General features: G+C 38.9%; 19 protein-coding genes and 1 rRNA gene. All 20 read left to right on the forward strand.

The genetic code is table 11. The features are described 5' to 3' along the window. Positions 1 to 2 precede the first annotated feature (2 nt). The 20 genes from ACZ5V8_RS01560 (at position 3) to rrf (ending at position 17,947) form a co-directional block, all read left to right on the forward strand. Positions 3 to 1,196 carry a beta-ketoacyl-ACP synthase gene (locus ACZ5V8_RS01560; protein ID WP_464218078.1) on the forward strand — a complete coding sequence of 398 codons (1,194 nt, stop codon included), beginning with the start codon at positions 3 to 5 and terminating at the stop codon, positions 1,194 to 1,196. A gap of 7 nt (positions 1,197 to 1,203) precedes the next feature. Continuing rightward, the gene (locus tag ACZ5V8_RS01565) at positions 1,204 to 1,659 is read left to right on the forward strand and encodes a hotdog family protein (protein WP_440616209.1); all 456 of its coding nucleotides are present in this window, start codon (positions 1,204 to 1,206) and stop codon (positions 1,657 to 1,659) included. Further along, positions 1,656 to 2,384, forward strand: a complete 729-nt coding sequence (fabG, locus tag ACZ5V8_RS01570; protein ID WP_440616152.1) for a 3-oxoacyl-ACP reductase FabG — start codon at positions 1,656 to 1,658, stop codon at positions 2,382 to 2,384. The genes ACZ5V8_RS01565 and fabG overlap by 4 nt, the downstream gene beginning before the upstream one ends. Continuing rightward, positions 2,381 to 3,619 carry a beta-ketoacyl-ACP synthase gene (locus ACZ5V8_RS01575; protein WP_464218079.1) on the forward strand — a complete coding sequence of 413 codons (1,239 nt, stop codon included), beginning with the start codon at positions 2,381 to 2,383 and terminating at the stop codon, positions 3,617 to 3,619. Before fabG ends, ACZ5V8_RS01575 begins: the two co-directional genes overlap by 4 nt. Continuing rightward, a complete protein-coding gene (dapF, locus tag ACZ5V8_RS01580) occupies positions 3,612 to 4,397 on the forward strand; it encodes a diaminopimelate epimerase (protein ID WP_464218080.1) in 786 nt (261 codons plus the stop codon). Before ACZ5V8_RS01575 ends, dapF begins: the two co-directional genes overlap by 8 nt. Continuing rightward, complete coding sequence (locus tag ACZ5V8_RS01585) at positions 4,397 to 5,512, forward strand: M14 family metallopeptidase (protein ID WP_464218081.1); 1,116 nt, start codon at positions 4,397 to 4,399, stop codon at positions 5,510 to 5,512. The genes dapF and ACZ5V8_RS01585 overlap by 1 nt, the downstream gene beginning before the upstream one ends. Before the next feature lie 93 nt (positions 5,513 to 5,605). After that, positions 5,606 to 5,851, forward strand: coding sequence for a type II toxin-antitoxin system TacA family antitoxin (locus ACZ5V8_RS01590; protein ID WP_464218082.1), 246 nt, complete (start codon positions 5,606 to 5,608; stop codon positions 5,849 to 5,851). Next, a complete protein-coding gene (locus ACZ5V8_RS01595) occupies positions 5,848 to 6,354 on the forward strand; it encodes a GNAT family N-acetyltransferase (RefSeq protein WP_464218083.1) in 507 nt (168 codons plus the stop codon). Before ACZ5V8_RS01590 ends, ACZ5V8_RS01595 begins: the two co-directional genes overlap by 4 nt. Positions 6,355 to 6,527: 173 nt before the next feature. Then, positions 6,528 to 7,733, forward strand: a complete 1,206-nt coding sequence (locus tag ACZ5V8_RS01600; RefSeq protein WP_464218084.1) for a DNA cytosine methyltransferase — start codon at positions 6,528 to 6,530, stop codon at positions 7,731 to 7,733. A gap of 4 nt (positions 7,734 to 7,737) precedes the next feature. Beyond that, a complete protein-coding gene (locus ACZ5V8_RS01605; RefSeq protein WP_464218085.1) occupies positions 7,738 to 10,134 on the forward strand; it encodes a sensor histidine kinase in 2,397 nt (798 codons plus the stop codon). A gap of 4 nt (positions 10,135 to 10,138) precedes the next feature. Continuing rightward, the gene (locus ACZ5V8_RS01610) at positions 10,139 to 11,143 is read left to right on the forward strand and encodes a hypothetical protein (protein WP_464218086.1); all 1,005 of its coding nucleotides are present in this window, start codon (positions 10,139 to 10,141) and stop codon (positions 11,141 to 11,143) included. Beyond that, positions 11,140 to 11,580, forward strand: a complete 441-nt coding sequence (locus ACZ5V8_RS01615; RefSeq protein ID WP_464218087.1) for a phosphatase domain-containing protein — start codon at positions 11,140 to 11,142, stop codon at positions 11,578 to 11,580. Before ACZ5V8_RS01610 ends, ACZ5V8_RS01615 begins: the two co-directional genes overlap by 4 nt. A 104-nt stretch (positions 11,581 to 11,684) precedes the next feature. Further along, complete coding sequence (gene argS / locus ACZ5V8_RS01620) at positions 11,685 to 13,457, forward strand: arginine--tRNA ligase (RefSeq protein ID WP_464218088.1); 1,773 nt, start codon at positions 11,685 to 11,687, stop codon at positions 13,455 to 13,457. Positions 13,458 to 13,509: 52 nt separating this feature from the next. Then, positions 13,510 to 14,628, forward strand: coding sequence for an iron-sulfur cluster carrier protein ApbC (gene apbC, locus ACZ5V8_RS01625; protein ID WP_464218698.1), 1,119 nt, complete (start codon positions 13,510 to 13,512; stop codon positions 14,626 to 14,628). Between the two features lie 10 nt (positions 14,629 to 14,638). Beyond that, a complete protein-coding gene (gene dcd / locus ACZ5V8_RS01630; RefSeq protein ID WP_464218089.1) occupies positions 14,639 to 15,205 on the forward strand; it encodes a dCTP deaminase in 567 nt (188 codons plus the stop codon). 176 nt (positions 15,206 to 15,381) lie between these two features. Next, the gene (gene rpmH, locus ACZ5V8_RS01635) at positions 15,382 to 15,516 is read left to right on the forward strand and encodes a 50S ribosomal protein L34 (RefSeq protein WP_100550565.1); all 135 of its coding nucleotides are present in this window, start codon (positions 15,382 to 15,384) and stop codon (positions 15,514 to 15,516) included. After that, positions 15,506 to 15,847, forward strand: coding sequence for a ribonuclease P protein component (rnpA, locus tag ACZ5V8_RS01640; protein WP_464218090.1), 342 nt, complete (start codon positions 15,506 to 15,508; stop codon positions 15,845 to 15,847). The genes rpmH and rnpA overlap by 11 nt, the downstream gene beginning before the upstream one ends. Further along, positions 15,808 to 16,083, forward strand: a complete 276-nt coding sequence (gene yidD / locus ACZ5V8_RS01645; RefSeq protein ID WP_440992733.1) for a membrane protein insertion efficiency factor YidD — start codon at positions 15,808 to 15,810, stop codon at positions 16,081 to 16,083. Before rnpA ends, yidD begins: the two co-directional genes overlap by 40 nt. A gap of 14 nt (positions 16,084 to 16,097) precedes the next feature. Continuing rightward, positions 16,098 to 17,783 (forward strand): membrane protein insertase YidC, encoded by a 1,686-nt coding sequence (gene yidC / locus ACZ5V8_RS01650; RefSeq protein WP_464218091.1) that lies wholly within the window; start codon positions 16,098 to 16,100, stop codon positions 17,781 to 17,783. Positions 17,784 to 17,832: 49 nt separating this feature from the next. Next, positions 17,833 to 17,947 (forward strand): 5S ribosomal RNA (gene rrf, locus ACZ5V8_RS01655). The last annotated feature ends 510 nt before the right edge of the window (positions 17,948 to 18,457 follow it).

The following is an 18,457-nucleotide window of genomic DNA, read 5'->3' on the forward strand; positions in this document are numbered from 1 at the left end:
ATATGCCAGAGACTATTTATATTAATGATTTTGCGGTATTAAACGCACTTGGCAATAACAAGCAAGAAGTTGCTAAAGCACTGTTGGCGAATGCTTCACCATTGACACCATATAATAAGCTTTTTAGTGGGCGGCAAACTTATGTTGGCAAAGTCGATTGTCAATTAGAGGCATTGCCTAGTAAGTATCAGTCAATTGATTGCCATAATAACCGCATGTTGTATAAGGCGTTTCAAGAGATAAAGCCTGTTTATGATCTGCTAGCAAAAACAACGGATCAACATAGGATAGCTGTTATTTTGGGCACAAGTACTTCGGGTATTTTAGAGGGTGAGCAGTCATTTACGCATTATATGCAAACAGGGGAAATGCTTGCCAATTTTCACTACCATCAGCAAGAATTTGGCACAATGGCAGAGTTTGTTGCTAAGCTTGCTGAGGCTAATGGTCCGCGTCATGTAATCTCAACAGCATGCTCTTCAAGTGGTAAAGCTTTTCTTTCGGCAAAGCGTTTAATCAATTCAGGGTTATGTGATATCTGTATTGTTGGTGGAGCGGATAGCTTGTCAGAGTTACCAATTAATGGTTTTGATGCATTAGATTCAGTGACAAAAAGCATTTGCCAGCCCTTTGGACACGACCGTGATGGGATTAATATCGGTGAGGGAGCCGCATTATTTGTTTTAAGTAAAACACCAGCAAATTTGACGCTTTTGGGTGGAGGTGAAACTTCGGACGCTTATCATATTACCTCACCCGATCCAGAAGGTGTAGGGGCAAAACAGGCAATGCTAAATGCACTAAAAGATGCCAATCTTAAGCCTGATGATATTGCCTATGTTAATACACATGGCACGGCAACACCGAAGAATGATCAGATGGAGAGTAAAGCCATTTTTGAGGTATTTGCTAATAACGTTTTATGTGGTTCGACCAAGCCGTTGACCGGGCATACATTGGGGGCTGCAAGTGCCACCGAGTTAGCGCTTTGTGCACTATTGTTATCAGAAGAGTACAACCCAAATCGTACGTTGCCTGCACAAGTCAGCACGACTGAATTTGATAGCGCATTACCAGAAATTCAATTGACGAATGAACAGAGTGTTTGGCAAAAACCTTATTTTTTAAGTAATTCATTTGCATTTGGTGGTAATAATGTCAGCTTAATTGTCGCTAGAGCTAACAAAGGAGGCTAAGTTTGTGATGTATGACTTAACTGAAATTATCCCACAATCACCCCCTATGCAGTTGATTGACTCGTTACAAGAGGTTAATGAAGAAAAATCTGTTTGCCTTGCCACAATTACCCCGGAGCATATTTTTTATGACGATGAAATTAATGGTGTGTATGCTTGGGCGGGCATTGAGATGATGGCGCAAGCTTCGGCTGCATTAGCTTATTTTCAAGGAGATGAAAGTGATCACGCACCAAGACGTGGATTTATGATTAGTGTGCGTAATTTCAAAACGACACGCGCAAACTTTGATGAAGGGGATCTATTGACGATTATTGCTCACAAAGAGTTTATAAATGATCCATTAGGGGTGTTTAGGTGTGAGATTCATCAACAAGATCAATGTGTTGCACAAGCAAAGTTCAGCGCCTATCAGCCAAGTGATCAAGCGTTTACAGAAATCATTCAGGGGAAAGTATTTTGAATAAAAGAGCATTAGTAACGGGAGCAAGCAAAGGTATTGGGCAAGGGGCTGCGATTATGTTGGCACAGTTTGGCTTTGAGGTTGTGGTGCATTATCACAGCGATGTTGAAGGCGCTAATCAAACAAAGCGTTTTATTGAAGAAAATGGTGGCAAGGCATCGCTAATTCAATTTGACCTACAAGATAGAGTGGCGTGTCACGAAAAGTTAAACACTGAAATTGCGCAAAATGGTGCATTTTATGCAGTTGTTAATAATGCAGGAATTTGTCAAGATGTGCCGTTTCCAGCAATGGAAGGTGAGATGTGGGATCGCGTTATTCAAACCAATTTAGATGGCTTTTATAATGTATTAAAGCCGTGTGTGATGCCGATGATTCAGCTAAGAAAAGGCGGGCGCATTGTCACATTAGCCTCTGTTTCAGGCGTTGCAGGCAATAAAGGGCAAGTCAATTACAGTGCAGCAAAATCAGGTATTATTGGCGCGACAAAAGCCTTGGCACTGGAGCTTGCCAAACGTAAAATCACCGTTAATTGTGTAGCACCTGGCTTAATTGAAACCGATATGATTAAAAACTTAGAGTATAAAGATGAGATTGAAAAACATATTCCGATGCGCCGAGCAGGTAAGGTTGAAGAGGTGGCTTCGGTGATTAATTTCTTATGCTCCGATGCTGCAAGTTATATCACGCGTCAAGTAATCTCAGTCAACGGTGGCTTGATATGAATAAGCGTGTTGTGATTACCGGCATGGCAGGCGTTACTGCTTTAGGCAATGATTGGCATACGATTAAAGCATCATTGCTTCAAGGCAAAACAGCGACAAAGAAGATTGAAGCATGGCAAGAAATCAACGGATTACATACCAACTTAGGCGCACCAATTACTGATTTTGAAATGCCGACCCATTATACGCGCAAACAAACCCGCTCGATGGGACGTGTTGCCCAATTAGCAACGGTTGCCAGTGAGAATGCATTAAAAGATGCGGGCATTCTTGATCAAAAAGCATTGCTTGAAAATGGTGATGTTGGCATTGCTTTTGGATCATGCTCAGGAAGCACGCAAGCTTTGTGTGATCTGATTAAGATTGAGACTGAGAAAACCGTGCAAAACGTTAGTGCCACGACCTATGTCAAATCAATGAGTCATACCTGTGCGGTTAATGTTGCCCTTATTTTTGGCTTGACAGGACGTGTGATCCCGACATCAAGTGCATGCACCTCAAGCTCGCAAGCGATTGGTTATGCGTATGAGTCGATTAAACATGGTTATCAAAAGGTGATGTTGGCAGGAGGTGCCGAAGAGTTATGTCCAAGTCAAGTGACGATTTTTGATACTTTATTTGCCACAAGTCAACAAAATGATAAGCCGCATATGACGCCAAGACCTTTTGATCAAGCACGTGATGGCTTGGTGATTGGTGAAGGGGCATGTACTTTAATCTTAGAGGAATATGAGCATGCTAAGTCGCGAGGTGCCAAGATTTATGCAGAAGTCATCGGTTTTGGCACAAATTGTGACGCAAGACACATCACACAACCGACAGCACAAAAAATGGTTGAGGCCCTGAAGCTTGCCATGGCAGATGCTAACGTCAATGCCAATGATATCGGTTATATTTGCGCGCATGGTACGGCAACTGATCGAGGTGATATTGCTGAAAGTGAGGCGACTTTTACCTTGTTTGGCAACAAAACGCCAGTAAGCTCACTTAAGGGTAACTTTGGTCATACATTAGGTGCTTGTGGAGCGCTTGAGTCATGGTTGTCGATTATGATGATGAAGGAAGGTGAATTTATGCCAACGGCAAATTTGCAAAAGGTCGATGGGGCTTGCGCTGAGCTTAACTACATCATTGGCAATCCAAAAAAGCTTAAAACAAACATTGTTATGAGTAATAATTTTGCTTTTGGTGGTATTAATACCTCGTTGATTTTTAAGGATTATCACAGTGAATAAGCCTTTGATGTTTAATAAAATGTGTGCGTTAGGCAATGATTTTGTTGTCATTGATGAGCGCAAAAAACCACGTAATTGGCAAGCGCGACAAGTGCAGCAAATCTGTCATCGGCGTTTTGGTGTCGGTGCCGATCAGTTACTGTTGATTAGAAAATCGGGCAAAGCAGATGCTAGTATGCATATTTACAATCAAGATGGTTCGAAGGCTAAGCAATGTGGCAATGGTCTGCGTGCAGTTGCGAGTCTATTGTTAGCAGAGCAACAAAGCTCAGAGGTAGATATTGAAGTTGGTGGTTTTGTCCATTGTTGTCGCTTGGTTGCGCATGATTGGATTGAGGTGGCTTTTCCATTGCCTGTAGTCAATGAGATTCAAAAAAAACTGACGAGTGATTCGGGCTTTGATCACGCGCTAGAGGTTGATGTGGGGAATCCGCATTTAGTATTATTTCGCACGCAAAACACTGAATTAAAAGACTTTGAAACCTTGGGTAAAACACTACAAATGCAATACGCTGGCGGTATTAATGTGCATGCATTAAAACGCCTATCCAAAGATCGCATCTATTTAGATCATTGGGAGCGTGGCACGGGAATAACACCTTCTTGTGGTAGTGGTAGTATTGCTAGTGTTTATGCTGGTGTGTCCTTAGGTCTCTTAAAGTCTAAAGTGGTCGTGGAAAATGCCATAAGTAATTTAACGGTTGAATGCACACCAGAAGAAGTACGATTAAGCGGTGTGGTTAGATCGATTTTTAATGGTCAAATAGAAGTAGCGTAATGATAAATATAAGAGAAATTCCCTTAAGAACAACGATCTCAGGCTTAACACATAGCATGAGTGTGATTGAATATAAACACCCTAAGCCCAAGGCGAATATCTATATGCAGGCGGCACTACATGCTGCTGAGAGCAATGGCATTGCCTTAATTTATCTATTGCGTGAGTATCTCGAGACGTACGAGTTTCCATATAATGTGACGTTGGTGCCGTTTGCCAATCCTTTTGCAATGGACATTAAAATCGGTGAGTATACCTATGGACGTTTTGATGCTAAAACGGGTGAGAATTGGAATCGTGGATTTAAAAACTTGCTTACGGCACATGCGGGTTTAACGAAGATTGATCTTGAGGACTTTGTTGATAAACATAAAGACCATGGCTTTAATGTGCTATGTCAGCAATTTTTAGAGTTGCTTAAAACACGTTTAGCCGTTAGTTTGCAAAATGACACAGCACCCCATGAAAAGCTTGCAAATATCCTGCATGATTTGGCATTAGCTGCTGATTTTAGCTTTGATTTACATTGTGATTCGATTTCAGTGCCATATATTTATGCGCCGAGTTATTTGCATTCAGCGCGCTTAAAACACTTTAATAGTAATGCATTTATTTTGACGCCAGATGAGCCTAGTGGTTGCTTTAACCAAGCAATTTTTTACCCTTGGTGGCAATTAACTGAGTGTTGGAATCGTATAACAGGAGATAGTAAAACACCGCCAAAGCATGCGTTTACGTATGAAATGGGCAGTAAGGAAAGCTTTGACTTAAAGAGTGCAAAGCATTTATTGGAAGGTATTCTTGAGTATATTATTAATAACCCAGTCGATGCGAAAAATACCAGTAACAAATATGCTTGCTATGAGCAGGACTTCTCACGCGTTAGAGCCCCTATTGGTGGTATGGTTGATTATCAGGATAATTTATTGGGTTCACTACAAAAGCCCAATACGCCATTGGCAGCAATTTATGATAAAAATAGTATTCTAGGTGTTAACAAGTCGCAGGTTTTAAGTGTGCCGCATGAGGCTTTATTACTAACGCGCACTTCGTCGGCAACGGTGCATGAAGGCGATGAAGTGTTAAAAGTGATGGCGAATTGTTTTGATATTTAAGTGTTTGAAACTCATGCGAAATCGACTATACTTGCCGTTAGAATAACGGGTTAGATTTAGACCCTTGTGAGTGAAAAATGTGGGATATAAGTTATGGCGCACGCAAGAATTGAGTTAAATACCAAGGACGATATTAAGCAAACGATAGAGAAAGCTGCTGCACTTTCTGGTATGGCAGTATCGGCGTTTATTATTAGTAATTGCCTGCCTAAAGCACGAAAAATTGTTGAAAATGAAAAAAGAATTAGCGTGGATAGTAAAGCGGCACAAGCGTTCTTGTCATTATTGGATAACCCACCTAAACCAAATCAGAAATTAAAAGATTTACTTAAATCATGATGGAGCTTAAGGTTAGTCCGCTGAGCAAAGCATTTAAGCGTAGCTTTTTTAGTTGTGGCGTTCCTGAGCTTGATATATTTATACAGAAATTTGCACTGCAAAATCAAAAGAAGATGTACAGCAAAACATATGTTGCACATGCTACGGATAGTGATGAGATTATCGGTTACTATACAATCACTGCGGCAGAAATCATTCAAAAAGCATTACCAGAGGATATCCACCATCCAAGATACCCTGTGAGTGCCGCAAGAATTTGTCGTTTGGCGGTGAATGATCAACATAGAGGATTAGATGTTGGCGCTTATTTGCTAAAAGATGCTTTGCTTAAAATTGTGACAGCAACACAAATTATGGGGATATTTGCGGTGATCGTTGATGCTAAAAGTGATGAAGCAAAGGCTTTTTATAAAAATTATGGTTTTGTAGAGCTGGCAGGGCATTCATTGCAGTTGTTTTTGCCTGTGGCAACAATTGAAAAAGCAGTACAAGAAAATCTGTAAAACACATGGTTATCGGTATATAATCAGGCTTTCAAAATTATCATAATGAGTTTTAGATAATGACAGCCACGGCGAATCACACTGCTATTTTAGAAATTCATCTCAATAGTTAATAATTTGTAGTAAACTTAAGAACGAATCTATGTTGATATTGATATTAAGAGAGTGTGAAAGTGTTAAGCTATATTGACTTGTTTGCCGGATGTGGTGGTTTATCATTGGGGCTTCAAAAAGCGGGCTTTCAGGGTGTATTTGCCATTGAAAAAACGGCAGATGCATTTAAAACGCTCAGACATAATCTCATTGATAATAAAGCAACCTCAATATTTAAATGGCCAAGTTGGCTACCTTGTAAAGAGATGACAACAAAAACACTCCTTGATGAATATGGCTCACAGTTGACTTGTCTAAAAGGCAAAGTCGATTTGATTGCTGGAGGACCTCCCTGTCAGGGATTTTCATTTGCTGGGAAACGTGATTCTAACGATCCTAGAAACAAACTTACGGATGAATATATCGAAATTGTGTCCATCGTACAGCCCAAATATCTTTTATTAGAAAATGTTAAAGGATTTAGTACTGCGTTTAAAAAGCAAAATACAGAAGAGCCATATGCTATGATCGTTAAGAAGAAACTTGAATCACTTGGTTATCAGGTCTTTCATCAAATGGTGAGTGCCTCTGATTTTGGCGTTCCCCAACCAAGAGCTCGTTTTATCTTGATTGCATTTAGAAAGGACATAAAGATAACCCGTTCTCCTTTTGATTTATTGCCTGATTTCTTAGCTCAATATAAAGAAGATAAAGGATTAGGTGGCAAAGAAGTTACGGTCAAGCAAGCTATATCTGATCTGGAAACCCAACATGGAGTGAATGTCATGGATAGTGTTGATAGTAAAGGTTTTAAGCAGATAAAATATGAGCGCAAAAAGCTGAGTAATTATCAGAAAATTATGCGTGAGAATTGTAGTCCAGACTACTCACCAAACAGCTTAAGACTAGCGCGGCATAATCAAGCAACGATTACGCGGTTTAATCAGATTCTAAATTATTACCCAAAAGGCAGAAGCTTAACAAGTAAACAACTGGCTGAACTTGGCACAAAAAAACAATGCTTTACACCTTTGCATCCCAATATGCCCTCAAGAACAATCACCACTTTACCAGATGATTTGTTACACTATAGTGAGCCACGAATTCTAACGGTTCGGGAAAATGCACGTATTCAATCCTTCCCTGATTGGTTTGAGTTTCAAGGGAAATATACAACAGGTGGCGCAAGAAGGAAGGAGGAATGCCCTCGTTATACACAAGTAGGTAATGCTGTTCCTCCATTAATGGCAGAGGCCTTGGGCAAGCTAATTAAAGAAGTAGGGTGAGTAGATGACAAAAAGCAGTAAGCTTAATTTTAAAGCAAATGCTGGTATAAAAGATATTGTTGGGCGCGGGTTAATCTATGATGATAATGTCGCGATTATTGAGTTAGTTAAAAATTCAAAAGATGCTCAAAGTACCAAGGCAGCTATCCATTTTTTTAATGAAACTGAATCCTCTGCTGAGTCTTCTATGGTGATTGCCGATGATGGCATAGGAATGACAATTGATGATATCAAGGATAAATGGCTAAATATTGCTTACTCAGAAAAGAAAGGCAAGCGACTAAATGCTAAAACGGCGTATGCTGGTAATAAAGGTGTGGGGCGTTTTAGCTGTGACCGATTAGGCAGTCAACTTACACTTTACACAAAGTCACCAAAGGGCGATTACCTTAAGTTGTTTATTGATTGGATATGGTTTGAGGATAAAGATAAAGATGATGAGATATCATCGATTGATCTGCAATGTGAAGTATTATCAGAAGCACAATTTAAAAAAGAGATAAAGCCACTTTATGAAGTGCCTTTTACTCAAGGAACGATTCTGAAAATTACGCATTTGCGTAGCCAATGGGATAAGAAAAAATTAAAAACACTCATTGCCGAGCTAGAAAAATTTTCTCCATCACTCAATAATGATTTTGATGTTTATCTTTATACAAACACCCATTATAAAATAACGGATGGTGAAAAGAAAAATGACAAGTCTGACTGGTGGAAAAAATTAAATGGAAAAATTAATAACAATATCCTAGACACACTTTCGTTTAAAACAACCTATATTCACTCTATAATTGATGAGACGGGCGATAATATTGTTACAACACTTTATTATCAGAAAGAAAAGATTTACTGGTATACCCTTAAAAACCCTTATAAATATTTAAAGGGTGTGGAAGTTGAAATCCATTTCCTTGATACGGTAAGTAAAGGTTTTTTTAAAAGAAAATATGGCGTCATTGCTGGAGATTATGGCTCTATTTTCTTGTTCCACAATGACTTTCGTATTTCTCCATACGGAAACCCAAGGAATGATTGGTTGGGGCTAGACTATTGGAAATCTCAAGGTTACGGCAGACGATTAGGAACAAGGGATGTTATAGGGCAAATCCGTATTGAAGACAACGAAGAGCAATTTGTTACCATGACCAATAGAGAAGGGCTGGTTAAGAATGATGCATTTTGGGATTTGATTGCTTATGAGCAAGAAGCTAGGGTTAGTTTAAAGAATGGGAAAGAAGGTTATGGCTTTATTCCTGTAATTGTACGGCAATTGGAAAACTTTGTGGTTAAAGGACTTAATTGGGGGAAAGTTATTGATAAACTGTACCCGCAGAACGATAAGTTTTCTTTGATCAACGTGGTTAATGATCCTGATAGGTATGAGCTGGAACCAGTTAGTGCTGAAAAGTTAAGAGAAGCTTGTGAGCGTATTCTAACGCCTGATTGGGACGTTCAAGAATTTGATATAAATGCGAACCTAGTGCAGAGAATATCAAAAAAAAAGGAAGAAAAAATACAACAGCAGGTATTAAAAACACTTGATATTGTTGAAAAAAAGGACCCACTAGATTGGAGTAGTGTTGATAAAGGAGCGATTAAGAAGACGATACAAAAACAGCAAGAGCAAAAAGAGCTAGCGGAGCAAGAATGGGAATATGAGTTTGAAAAAAGATCGCTTGCTGAAGAAGAAACAAAAAAGGTTGCAGAAAAGTTAGATGTTGAGAAAAAGCGTAGCAATTTTTTAGAAGGACTAGCTTCACCAGAAAAAACTTTGGAGGCTTTAATTACTCATGTTATGAAACAAGTGTCAGGTGGTGTTGAAAAGGATGTGAAAGCAACATTATCCATGTACTATAAGACACCTGAGAAAGTAACTAAAGAAGACTTGGTGCAAGTATTGGAAGATGTCGCCTTTGATATGTCGACAATTAAAGAGTCAGCAAATATTGCAGAAAAAGCTGGTTTTGATTTAAAAGTCTCAACAATCAAAACCGATATTTTTGGTTTTGTTGAAGACTATGTTAGTAAAATTGCCTCTCAAGATAGGAAATGGGGTGTGCAGCTGTCATTTATGAATATTGGAAATAGTCTAAAGGTGTTATCTTTCCGACCTGTTGAGTTATGTATGCTAATAGTTAACCTTCTTGATAATGCACGTAAAGCTGGGGCAAGTAAAATGAATATTACATGTCAGGATAATATGATTTCATTTGCTGATAATGGCTCAGGTTTTGATTTTAGTAAATTCTCAGAGGGAGAATATATTCAGAAAGGCTTTTCAACAACCTATGGCGCAGGTCTTGGCTTATACCATGTTAAAAAAATAGCAGATAGACTTAAAGCTAAACTAAGTATTGGAAATAATGAAGGAAAAGGCGCAGTAATAAATTTGGAATTTTAATAGTATGAAAATGGAATATAAAATTTTGTGGGTGGATGACAATCCTAATATGGTGCGTGGTGATATAAAAAGAATAGATGCGTTTTTAGATAACTATGGTATATCACTAAATTCTAGAGCTTTTACAGTTTCTCCTGATCGTAACCCTTTAAAAGATGAAGGTTTCTTGAGCATTATTAGTGATATTAACTTGGATATGGTATTTGTTGATCTTAATATTTTAAACCCAGTAGATGATGAAGATAAGAAGAAGCAAGTAACGGGTGCAGATGTTATTCGTTATATTAGAAGAACGTTGTCCTATTATCATTTGCCTATTGTTTTCTATAGTAGTAGCAGTGTTTTAGAGCTATCAGATAAAATTACTGAGCTAAATAAAGGAAGCACTTTACATGAGTGGGTAGATGGCGTTTATTTCTGTGATAGGGAGCACTTGTTTGACAAGACACATCATATTTTATCCTCATTGCTTAAGAAAGAGTCACAGCCTCAACAAGTAAGGGGGTTATTAGTTTCTAAAGTAAGTGAAATAGATATTTGCATTACAGAGATTACTCAAAAAATATGGGGAGAAATTAACTGTAAAGAGCAAATAAAAGTTATTAAAGAACTGGAGAGTAAGCTTACTAAGAAGAAAACATGGATGATAGATACTGCTGAAAAACTTGAAATCAAGAATGAAGATAATGCAGCGTGCTGGGATTATTATTTGGCTGAAGTTCTTGAAAAATTAGACACTCATGCAAGAGCTGAAATACTAAGATATACTTTAAAATATACCGATGCCTACAAAGAAAACGGTAAGAAGCTTTCAAGTTTCTATAATAATCCAAGTGTTGGTGAAAAATTCAATTGCTTAAATGCATTACGAAATGACTATGCCCATAAACGGACAGAAGACCTTAAAGAAAAGCATAGTGAAGAGCTATGTAAACACATTAGATGTGAGAGTAGACAGCAGTTAGAAAACTTACAGACTATTTTAGATGGTTTAAGCAAAAAGCAATGAAAACAATCCTCTTTGACCTTGATGGCACCTTAGCTGATATTGCTCATCGCAGACATTATGTAATGTATGAAAAAAAGAATTGGGCACAGTTTAATGCGCATATTGGTGAAGATAAGCCAAACTTGCCAATTGTGTCACTGTACAAAACACTGTGGCAGTCTGGGCAATATGAAATTATTATTGTTTCAGGTCGCTCTGAGCAATATCGCAAAATTACTGAGCAGTGGTTGATATGGCATGAAATTCCTTTTAAGCGCTTAGTTATGCGCCAGATAAAAGATAATCGTAAAGATGCAATTATTAAAAAAGAAATCTTAGACTTACTACGTCAAGAGGGTAAAGATATTTTATTTGCTGTGGATGATCGCCAGCAAGTGGTTGATATGTGGCGAGAAAACGGAATTACGTGTCTGCAGTGTGATATTGGAGATTTTTAATTTGACTCAATTTGATAAGCAAATGACATACAAGAAAATCTGTAAAACATCTGGTTATCGGTATATAATCAGGCTTTCAAAATTATCATAATGAGTTTTAGATAATGACAGCCACGGCGAATCACACTGCTATTTTAGAGAATTACTTAACTGATTTATTCATACAAGCCTTTGATGTTTTAGGTTTTGATAACCGTTTTGCTAAAGTGCAATTATCAGCGCGTCCTGAACTTGGGCAGTTTCAATGCAATGGCGCGATGCCTTTGGCTAAAATTCTTAAAAAAGCACCAATTCAAATTGCTGATGATATTGTGACACAAGTGCAGAATGATAAGGTGTTTAGTGATGTTAATGCGGTGATGCCTGGGTTTATTAATATCACTTTAAGTGATGATTTCTTGGCGAGCTGGTCAAACAGCATGCTTAAGGATCCACGTCTAGGTTGCCCTAAAACCACTCACCCATTAAAAGTGATGATGGATTTTGGTGGTCCTAATGTCGCTAAACCTTTGCATGTTGGGCATATTCGCTCACCGTTAATTGGTGATTGTTTACAACGCGTTTATCGTTTTTATGGTGATGAGGTGTTAAGTGATGTGCATTTAGGGGATTGGGGCACACAAATGGGTATGTTGATCGAAGAAATTCGCAAAATGCATCCTGGTTTGCCGTATTTTGATGAACAGTATACTGGGGAGTATCCTAAAGAGTCGCCGGTGAGCGTGGATGAGTTGTCTGAAATTTATCCACGAGCTTCAGGGCGTTGTAAAGAAGATGCTCATGAGATGGAAAAAGCACGTTTAGCAACGGCTGAGCTACAAAAAGGGCGTCGTGGTTATCGCGCGCTGTGGCAGCATTTTGTTGATGTGTCTATTGCTGAGCTTAAAAAAGATTATGGCGACCTTGGAATTTATTTTGATCTATGGAAAGGTGAGAGTGATGTTCAGCCAATTATTGATCAAATGGTTGAGGATTGTTTAAAGCAAGAAGTTGCCGAAAACAGTCAAGGTGCGATTATTATTCCTGTTGCTGAAAGTGAAGATGATAAAACGCCACCATTGATTCTAGTGAAGTCCGATGGCGCGGTTATGTATGGCACAACCGATTTGGCAACAATTTTAGAGCGTGTCCAAGATTATCAGGCGCAAAAAATTATTTATGTGGTTGATAAACGTCAAAGCCTGCACTTTAAGCAAGTATTTGCAGCGGCTAAAAAATCAAGTATTGCCCCAGAAACTGAGCTTGTACATATTGGTTTTGGTACGCTAAATGGCAAAGATGGCAAACCATTTAAAACGCGCTCAGGTGGTGTGATGCGTTTAAGTACCTTAATCGATGAAGCGAAATCACGTGCCAGTTTGCGAGAGCAAGAGGGCTTAACTGAAGCTGAAAAGGCCGATATCATTGAGAAAGTGGCATTGGCTACGGTGAAGTTTGCTGATTTGGCAAATGTTTATACGTCGGATTATATTTTTGATCTGGATAAGTTCTCACAATATGAGGGAAAAACGGGTCCATATTTGCTGTATTCGGCGGTACGTATTAAATCTATTTTGCGCAAGCTTGGTCGCAATTTGGAAAATGTCAGTACTGATATTGCTAAGGCAAGTAATGATGCTGAGCGTAATTTACAGCTGAAATTAACCGAATTGCCGCAAGTCTTACAAAAAACGTATGACAAATGTGAGCCACACCATTTGTGTGAATATGCTTATCAAGTTGCCGTGCAATTTAATAAATTCTATGCTGAATCACCGATCGCCAATGAAGATAATCATGCATTGAAAGAGGCAAGAATCGCTTTATGTCAGCTAACCTTAAAACAGTTAGTTTTTGTTCTGGGACTACTTGGGATAGAAGTGCCTGAAAGAATGTAGACTATAAAACATCTTAAGGTTAGACTGTTTAAATCTTTGGAGTCATCAATTTATACTTATGTTAAAACAAAGCTTACAAGCTTATAGTCAGACAATTTTAGATCTTCCAGCCAAGGATTTTCTGCGTGATTTGCAAGTCATTGAACAAGATGGTGTTGCCACTATTCAACTACGCCTTGGTTTTTATCTTAATGCGACACAAATTGATCATATCATTTCGCAATTAAGTGATTATTTATATGCTCAAAATATCACGCAAGCCTTTGAATTTAGTGTGCGATGCGATGTCAATACACATAAAGTACAACCTGGTTTAAAGCCAATTAAAGGTATTAAAAATATTATTGCGATTGCCTCAGGTAAAGGTGGAGTGGGTAAGTCCACGACAACAGCAAATCTAGCGATCTCATTGCAGAAAATGGGTGCCAATGTTGGCATCTTAGATGCGGACATTTATGGACCAAGTCAACCGCTCATTATGGGTAGCTTTGATAATCCCAAAACCAATGATAAAAAGAAAATCGAGCCACTGTTACGTCATGGCGTTAAGATGATCTCAGTGGGTAATTTAATCGATCAAGATTCAGCAATTATTTGGCGCGGTCCTATGGTATCAGGTGCTTTAATGCAACTGCTAAATGATACTAACTGGGGCGAGCTTGATTATTTGTTGATTGATTTGCCACCTGGAACAGGTGATATTCAATTAACGATGACGAAGAAGATTCCATTAACAGCAGCAGTCACAGTAACAACACCGCAAGATCTATCGTTAATTGACGCCAAACGCGCGATTGCGATGTTTAACAAGCTTGATATTCATGTGGCAGGTATTGTTGAGAATATGAGTGTACACATTTGCCAAAATTGCGGTGCCGAGTCAGCGATCTTTGGCGCGCATGGTGCGGAGTCGTTAGCGTCACAGTTTGATTTGCCATTTTTAGGTGCCTTGCCATTGGATATGTCCATTAGAGAAGATGCTGATAAGGGCAAGCCAACGGCGATAAAAGATAATCCAATTGCCGGAATTTATGACCGGATTGCGTTAAAGCTTGCCGCTAACATTGCCACATTGCCAAAAGCAATGATGATCAATATGCCGGGCGTTAAAGTTGAGTTTAGTGGCAATAGTAAAAACGATACAAATAATAAAAATAATGAAAATAAGTAAGGAGTAAAAAGTGTCCATTAAATCAGATAAGTGGATTAAAAAAATGGCGATGGAGCAGGAAATGATTGCGCCATTTGAAACTGGACAAGTGCGTCATAATGAAGAAGGCAAGATCGTATCATTTGGCACATCAAGCTATGGCTATGATGTCAGATGTGCTAATGAATTTAAGATCTTTACCAATATCAACTCAACAATTGTTGATCCGAAAGACTTTGATCATAATAATTTTATTGATTTTGTCGGTGATGTTTGTATTATCCCACCGAATTCCTTTGCTTTAGCACGCACGGTTGAGTACTTTAAAATTCCGCGTGATACATTAGTTGTATGTCTAGGTAAATCAACCTACGCGCGTTGTGGTATTATTGTCAATGTCACACCTTTAGAGCCTGAATGGGAAGGTCATGTGACACTTGAGTTTTCAAACACCACACCATTGCCTGCTAAGATTTATGCCAATGAAGGGATCGCACAGATGCTATTTTATCAATCTGATGAAGTATGTGAGACGTCTTATAAAGACCGTGGGGGCAAATACCAAGGGCAGAGAGGTGTGACGCTGCCGCGCACATAAATAACCAAAGGATAGTTATCGACAGCGCTTATATTTTGCGCTAGAATGCGCGGTTGAAATTGCCGAGGCATTTTAATTGACCGAAATTTATTTTTGGCGTAGAATCGGCGCCTTGCATAAATTTGGCAGATTTGCAGTAAATTTTATAAATACAAATAAAAACTGAGGATAATACGATGAAAAGAACGTTTCAACCAAGTAATTTAAAAAGAAAAAGAACGCACGGTTTCCGCGCACGCATGAAGACGCTAAGCGGTCAGAAAGTGATTCGCAACAGACGTGCTAAGGGCAGACATAAGCTTGCCGCTTAATAGCTTAGCCAAAGAATTTATCTTAGATGCCAAGGGTTTTTCACTTGGGTTTTCGCGTATCTGTCAAAAAGTTCATACCAAACATTTTTCTTATTTGATTGCTAAAGGTGAAGATCTGCACTCAGGTGTCGGTGTTATCACGGGCAAAAAAAAAGTTAAAAGAGCCGTGCAACGCAATCTGTGTCGCCGCTTAAATAAAGAGATGTTTCGCCAGCATAAAGTGTTGTTTGATCAGACGATGTTGATCGTCGTTACAAATCACAATGCCGCGCGCGCGACAAAGGAGGAGTTGTGGCACTCTATCAACGAATTTCTCGCAAAATACGCTTAATTATTGCGTTTCCTTTTATTGTTCTCATCCGTTTTTATCAAATAGCGATTAGTCCATACCTTGGACCTCGTTGTCGTTTCTATCCGACTTGTTCACAATATGCACTAGAAGCAATTAAATTGCATGGTTTAGTGTTTGGGCTTTGGCTAATGACAAAAAGACTGCTAAAATGCCACCCAGCTTGCAAAGGCGGTTACGATCCAGTGCCAACGAAAGAAAAGGTTAAAAAAGGGTAAAAAGGTTAAGTATAATGAAGTCAAACTACGTGAGAATATTCTTGATCGCGCTTATTGTCGTGATTTTTATGTCGTTGATGGCGCGTTGGGAGGAGATGTATGCGCCTAAGCAACCAGCGAAAGTTGATACGCCAGCACAAACAACAGCAGTGCAAAAAGATAACAAAGATGTTAGTGCGAGTGACGCGGCTGATCAAAGTGACACGACGGATGTTACTAAGCAGAACTTTAATAAAACAGACCTAAAGCCTATTACATTAAATACAGCGGTGTTTAGTAATCTGCAAATTAGTCCATTAAATGGTGCGATTATTAATGCTGCATTGAAAGATTATAACGTGAGCTTAACGGATAAAAATCCGATGCCGATGTTAAATAATACCACAGGTAGCAAATACATTGCCCAAAGTGTTATTTACATTAACGGTCAACCGCAAAGTATTGTTTTTGGTCAAGCGCATACAGCTAAGAAAGATGATCAAACGATCGTGACTTTGAAGGCAAGCGTTCAAGGCTTAGATGTTACACGTCAGTATATTATTAACGATACCACTTATGAAATCACACTTAAGCAAAGTGTTAAAAACACCACTAAGGTGCCATTAAGTGTTAGTTTTGATAATGAAATTACACGTCAAGTGAAACCTGAGAGTCATAGCTTTAGCATTTTGGATGCGCATTCTTATTCTTTCCAAGGTGTTGGTTTGTCCTCATCGCAGCGCACCTTCCAGAAAGAATCATTTGCCGATTTGGCTAAGTCCAATGAAAAAGTAGACGTTTCAACCAATAAAGGTTGGGCGGCGATGATTCAGCATTATTTTGTTAGTCTTTGGGTGCCAAACAACCCAGGCACAAGTTTTAGCGTTTATGCCAATAAGCTTGCCGATAATACCTATCAATCAGGGGTTAAAACACAGCCTGTTGTGTTAAATGCTGATCAAAGCGTTGAGAATACCAATATCCTTTATACAGGTCCTACGATTACCAAGAATCTTGAAGCGATTGTTAAAGACTTTGGTGCTAATAAACCAGAGGGTTTGGATAAGCTGGTTGATTATGGCATGTTGTCATTTATCTCAGTGATTATCTTTTGGTTGATGACGATTATTCATGGTGTTGTTGCCAACTGGGGACTATCCATTATATTAGTCACTGTGTTGATTAAATTATTGTTTTACCCATTGTCTGCCAAAAGCTATAAGTCAATGGCAAAAATGCGTATGTTGCAACCGCGTATGAAGAAACTGCAAGAGCTTTACAAGGGTGACCGCCAGAAGCTTGGGCGCAAGATGATGGAGATGTACAAAGAAGAAAAAGTGAATCCAGCCAGCGGTTGTTTACCGATCTTGATTCAGATTCCTGTATTTATCGCGCTTTACTGGGTGTTGTTGGAAAGTGTGCAATTGCGTCAGGCGCCATTTATCTTTTGGATTCATGACTTGGCATCCAAAGATCCGTATTTTATCTTGCCAATTTTGATGGGTATCTCGATGTTTGTGCAGCAGAAAATCAGCCCGACGTCAGCCGATCCAACGCAAGCAAAAATCATGATGTTGATGCCGGTGATTTTCACAGTATTCTTTGCATCATTCCCATCAGGCTTGGTATTGTACTGGTTGACAAACAACGTGATCAGTATTGCGCAACAGTGGTATATCACTAAGAAATATACGGCGATTTACAAAGCAAAACGCGCTTAATCAAAAAAACTACTAGACATTTAGCTTAAAATATATAAAATACCCTTCGTCTGACGATAATAGCAAGTTGGTACCACCTGATTCCATTCCGAACTCAGAAGTGAAACAGCTTAGCGCTGATGATAGTGTGGCATTCGCCATGTGAAAGTAAGACATCGTCAGGCATCTCAAAAATTTCCAAGTTTTTATACAGCGTATTATTCCATTAGTATTTTCGTACATATTGAACTATCCGATTGATGCTGATACCCATCACAAACTAATGACACTACCTTTAGGAGGGGCACTAACCATCCATGGCAGCTTCGCTACTGGATCCTCACGCCATCCTGGCTCAGGATGACAAGTCATAGGGTGTCATTGCGAGCATGAATGTGTAAGGTTTCTAGAGAAATGTTGATAAAGGTGAAGCTATTATATCTTATAAATACGTTTTAATAACGGTGACAAGATCAATACGATAATACCGACAGCCAAAGCAACAAGTGCTAAATGACACATATTTTAGACCGCACAGTTAGAGACTTAAAAAAGTCTCAAAAAATGCTAAACTGTGTTCCAAATTGGCGGATTACCTCAATGAGTATAATGACCCAATTATGGGTAGCCCATAAATGAGGGGATTTTACTTTTTCATATGTACAAGGGGATGCGTGATTTCAGTAAAACTATGG

It is taken from the genome of Cysteiniphilum sp. GTC20157 (genome assembly GCF_055396795.1).

What these genes read in the sequence shown, in the direction of transcription:
- ACZ5V8_RS01560 (WP_464218078.1), top strand. Translation starts at nt 3, where the DNA reads ATGCCAGAGACTATTTATATTAATGATTTTGCGGTATTAAACGCACTT.
- ACZ5V8_RS01565 (WP_440616209.1), top strand. Translation starts at nt 1,204, where the DNA reads ATGTATGACTTAACTGAAATTATCCCACAATCACCCCCTATGCAGTTG.
- ACZ5V8_RS01575 (WP_464218079.1), top strand. Translation starts at nt 2,381, where the DNA reads ATGAATAAGCGTGTTGTGATTACCGGCATGGCAGGCGTTACTGCTTTA.
- ACZ5V8_RS01585 (WP_464218081.1), top strand. Translation starts at nt 4,397, where the DNA reads ATGATAAATATAAGAGAAATTCCCTTAAGAACAACGATCTCAGGCTTA.
- ACZ5V8_RS01590 (WP_464218082.1), top strand. Translation starts at nt 5,606, where the DNA reads ATGGCGCACGCAAGAATTGAGTTAAATACCAAGGACGATATTAAGCAA.
- ACZ5V8_RS01595 (WP_464218083.1), top strand. Translation starts at nt 5,848, where the DNA reads ATGATGGAGCTTAAGGTTAGTCCGCTGAGCAAAGCATTTAAGCGTAGC.
- ACZ5V8_RS01605 (WP_464218085.1), top strand. Translation starts at nt 7,738, where the DNA reads ATGACAAAAAGCAGTAAGCTTAATTTTAAAGCAAATGCTGGTATAAAA.
- ACZ5V8_RS01610 (WP_464218086.1), top strand. Translation starts at nt 10,139, where the DNA reads ATGAAAATGGAATATAAAATTTTGTGGGTGGATGACAATCCTAATATG.
- ACZ5V8_RS01615 (WP_464218087.1), top strand. Translation starts at nt 11,140, where the DNA reads ATGAAAACAATCCTCTTTGACCTTGATGGCACCTTAGCTGATATTGCT.
- argS (WP_464218088.1), top strand. Translation starts at nt 11,685, where the DNA reads ATGACAGCCACGGCGAATCACACTGCTATTTTAGAGAATTACTTAACT.
- rpmH (WP_100550565.1), top strand. Translation starts at nt 15,382, where the DNA reads ATGAAAAGAACGTTTCAACCAAGTAATTTAAAAAGAAAAAGAACGCAC.
- yidC (WP_464218091.1), top strand. Translation starts at nt 16,098, where the DNA reads ATGAAGTCAAACTACGTGAGAATATTCTTGATCGCGCTTATTGTCGTG.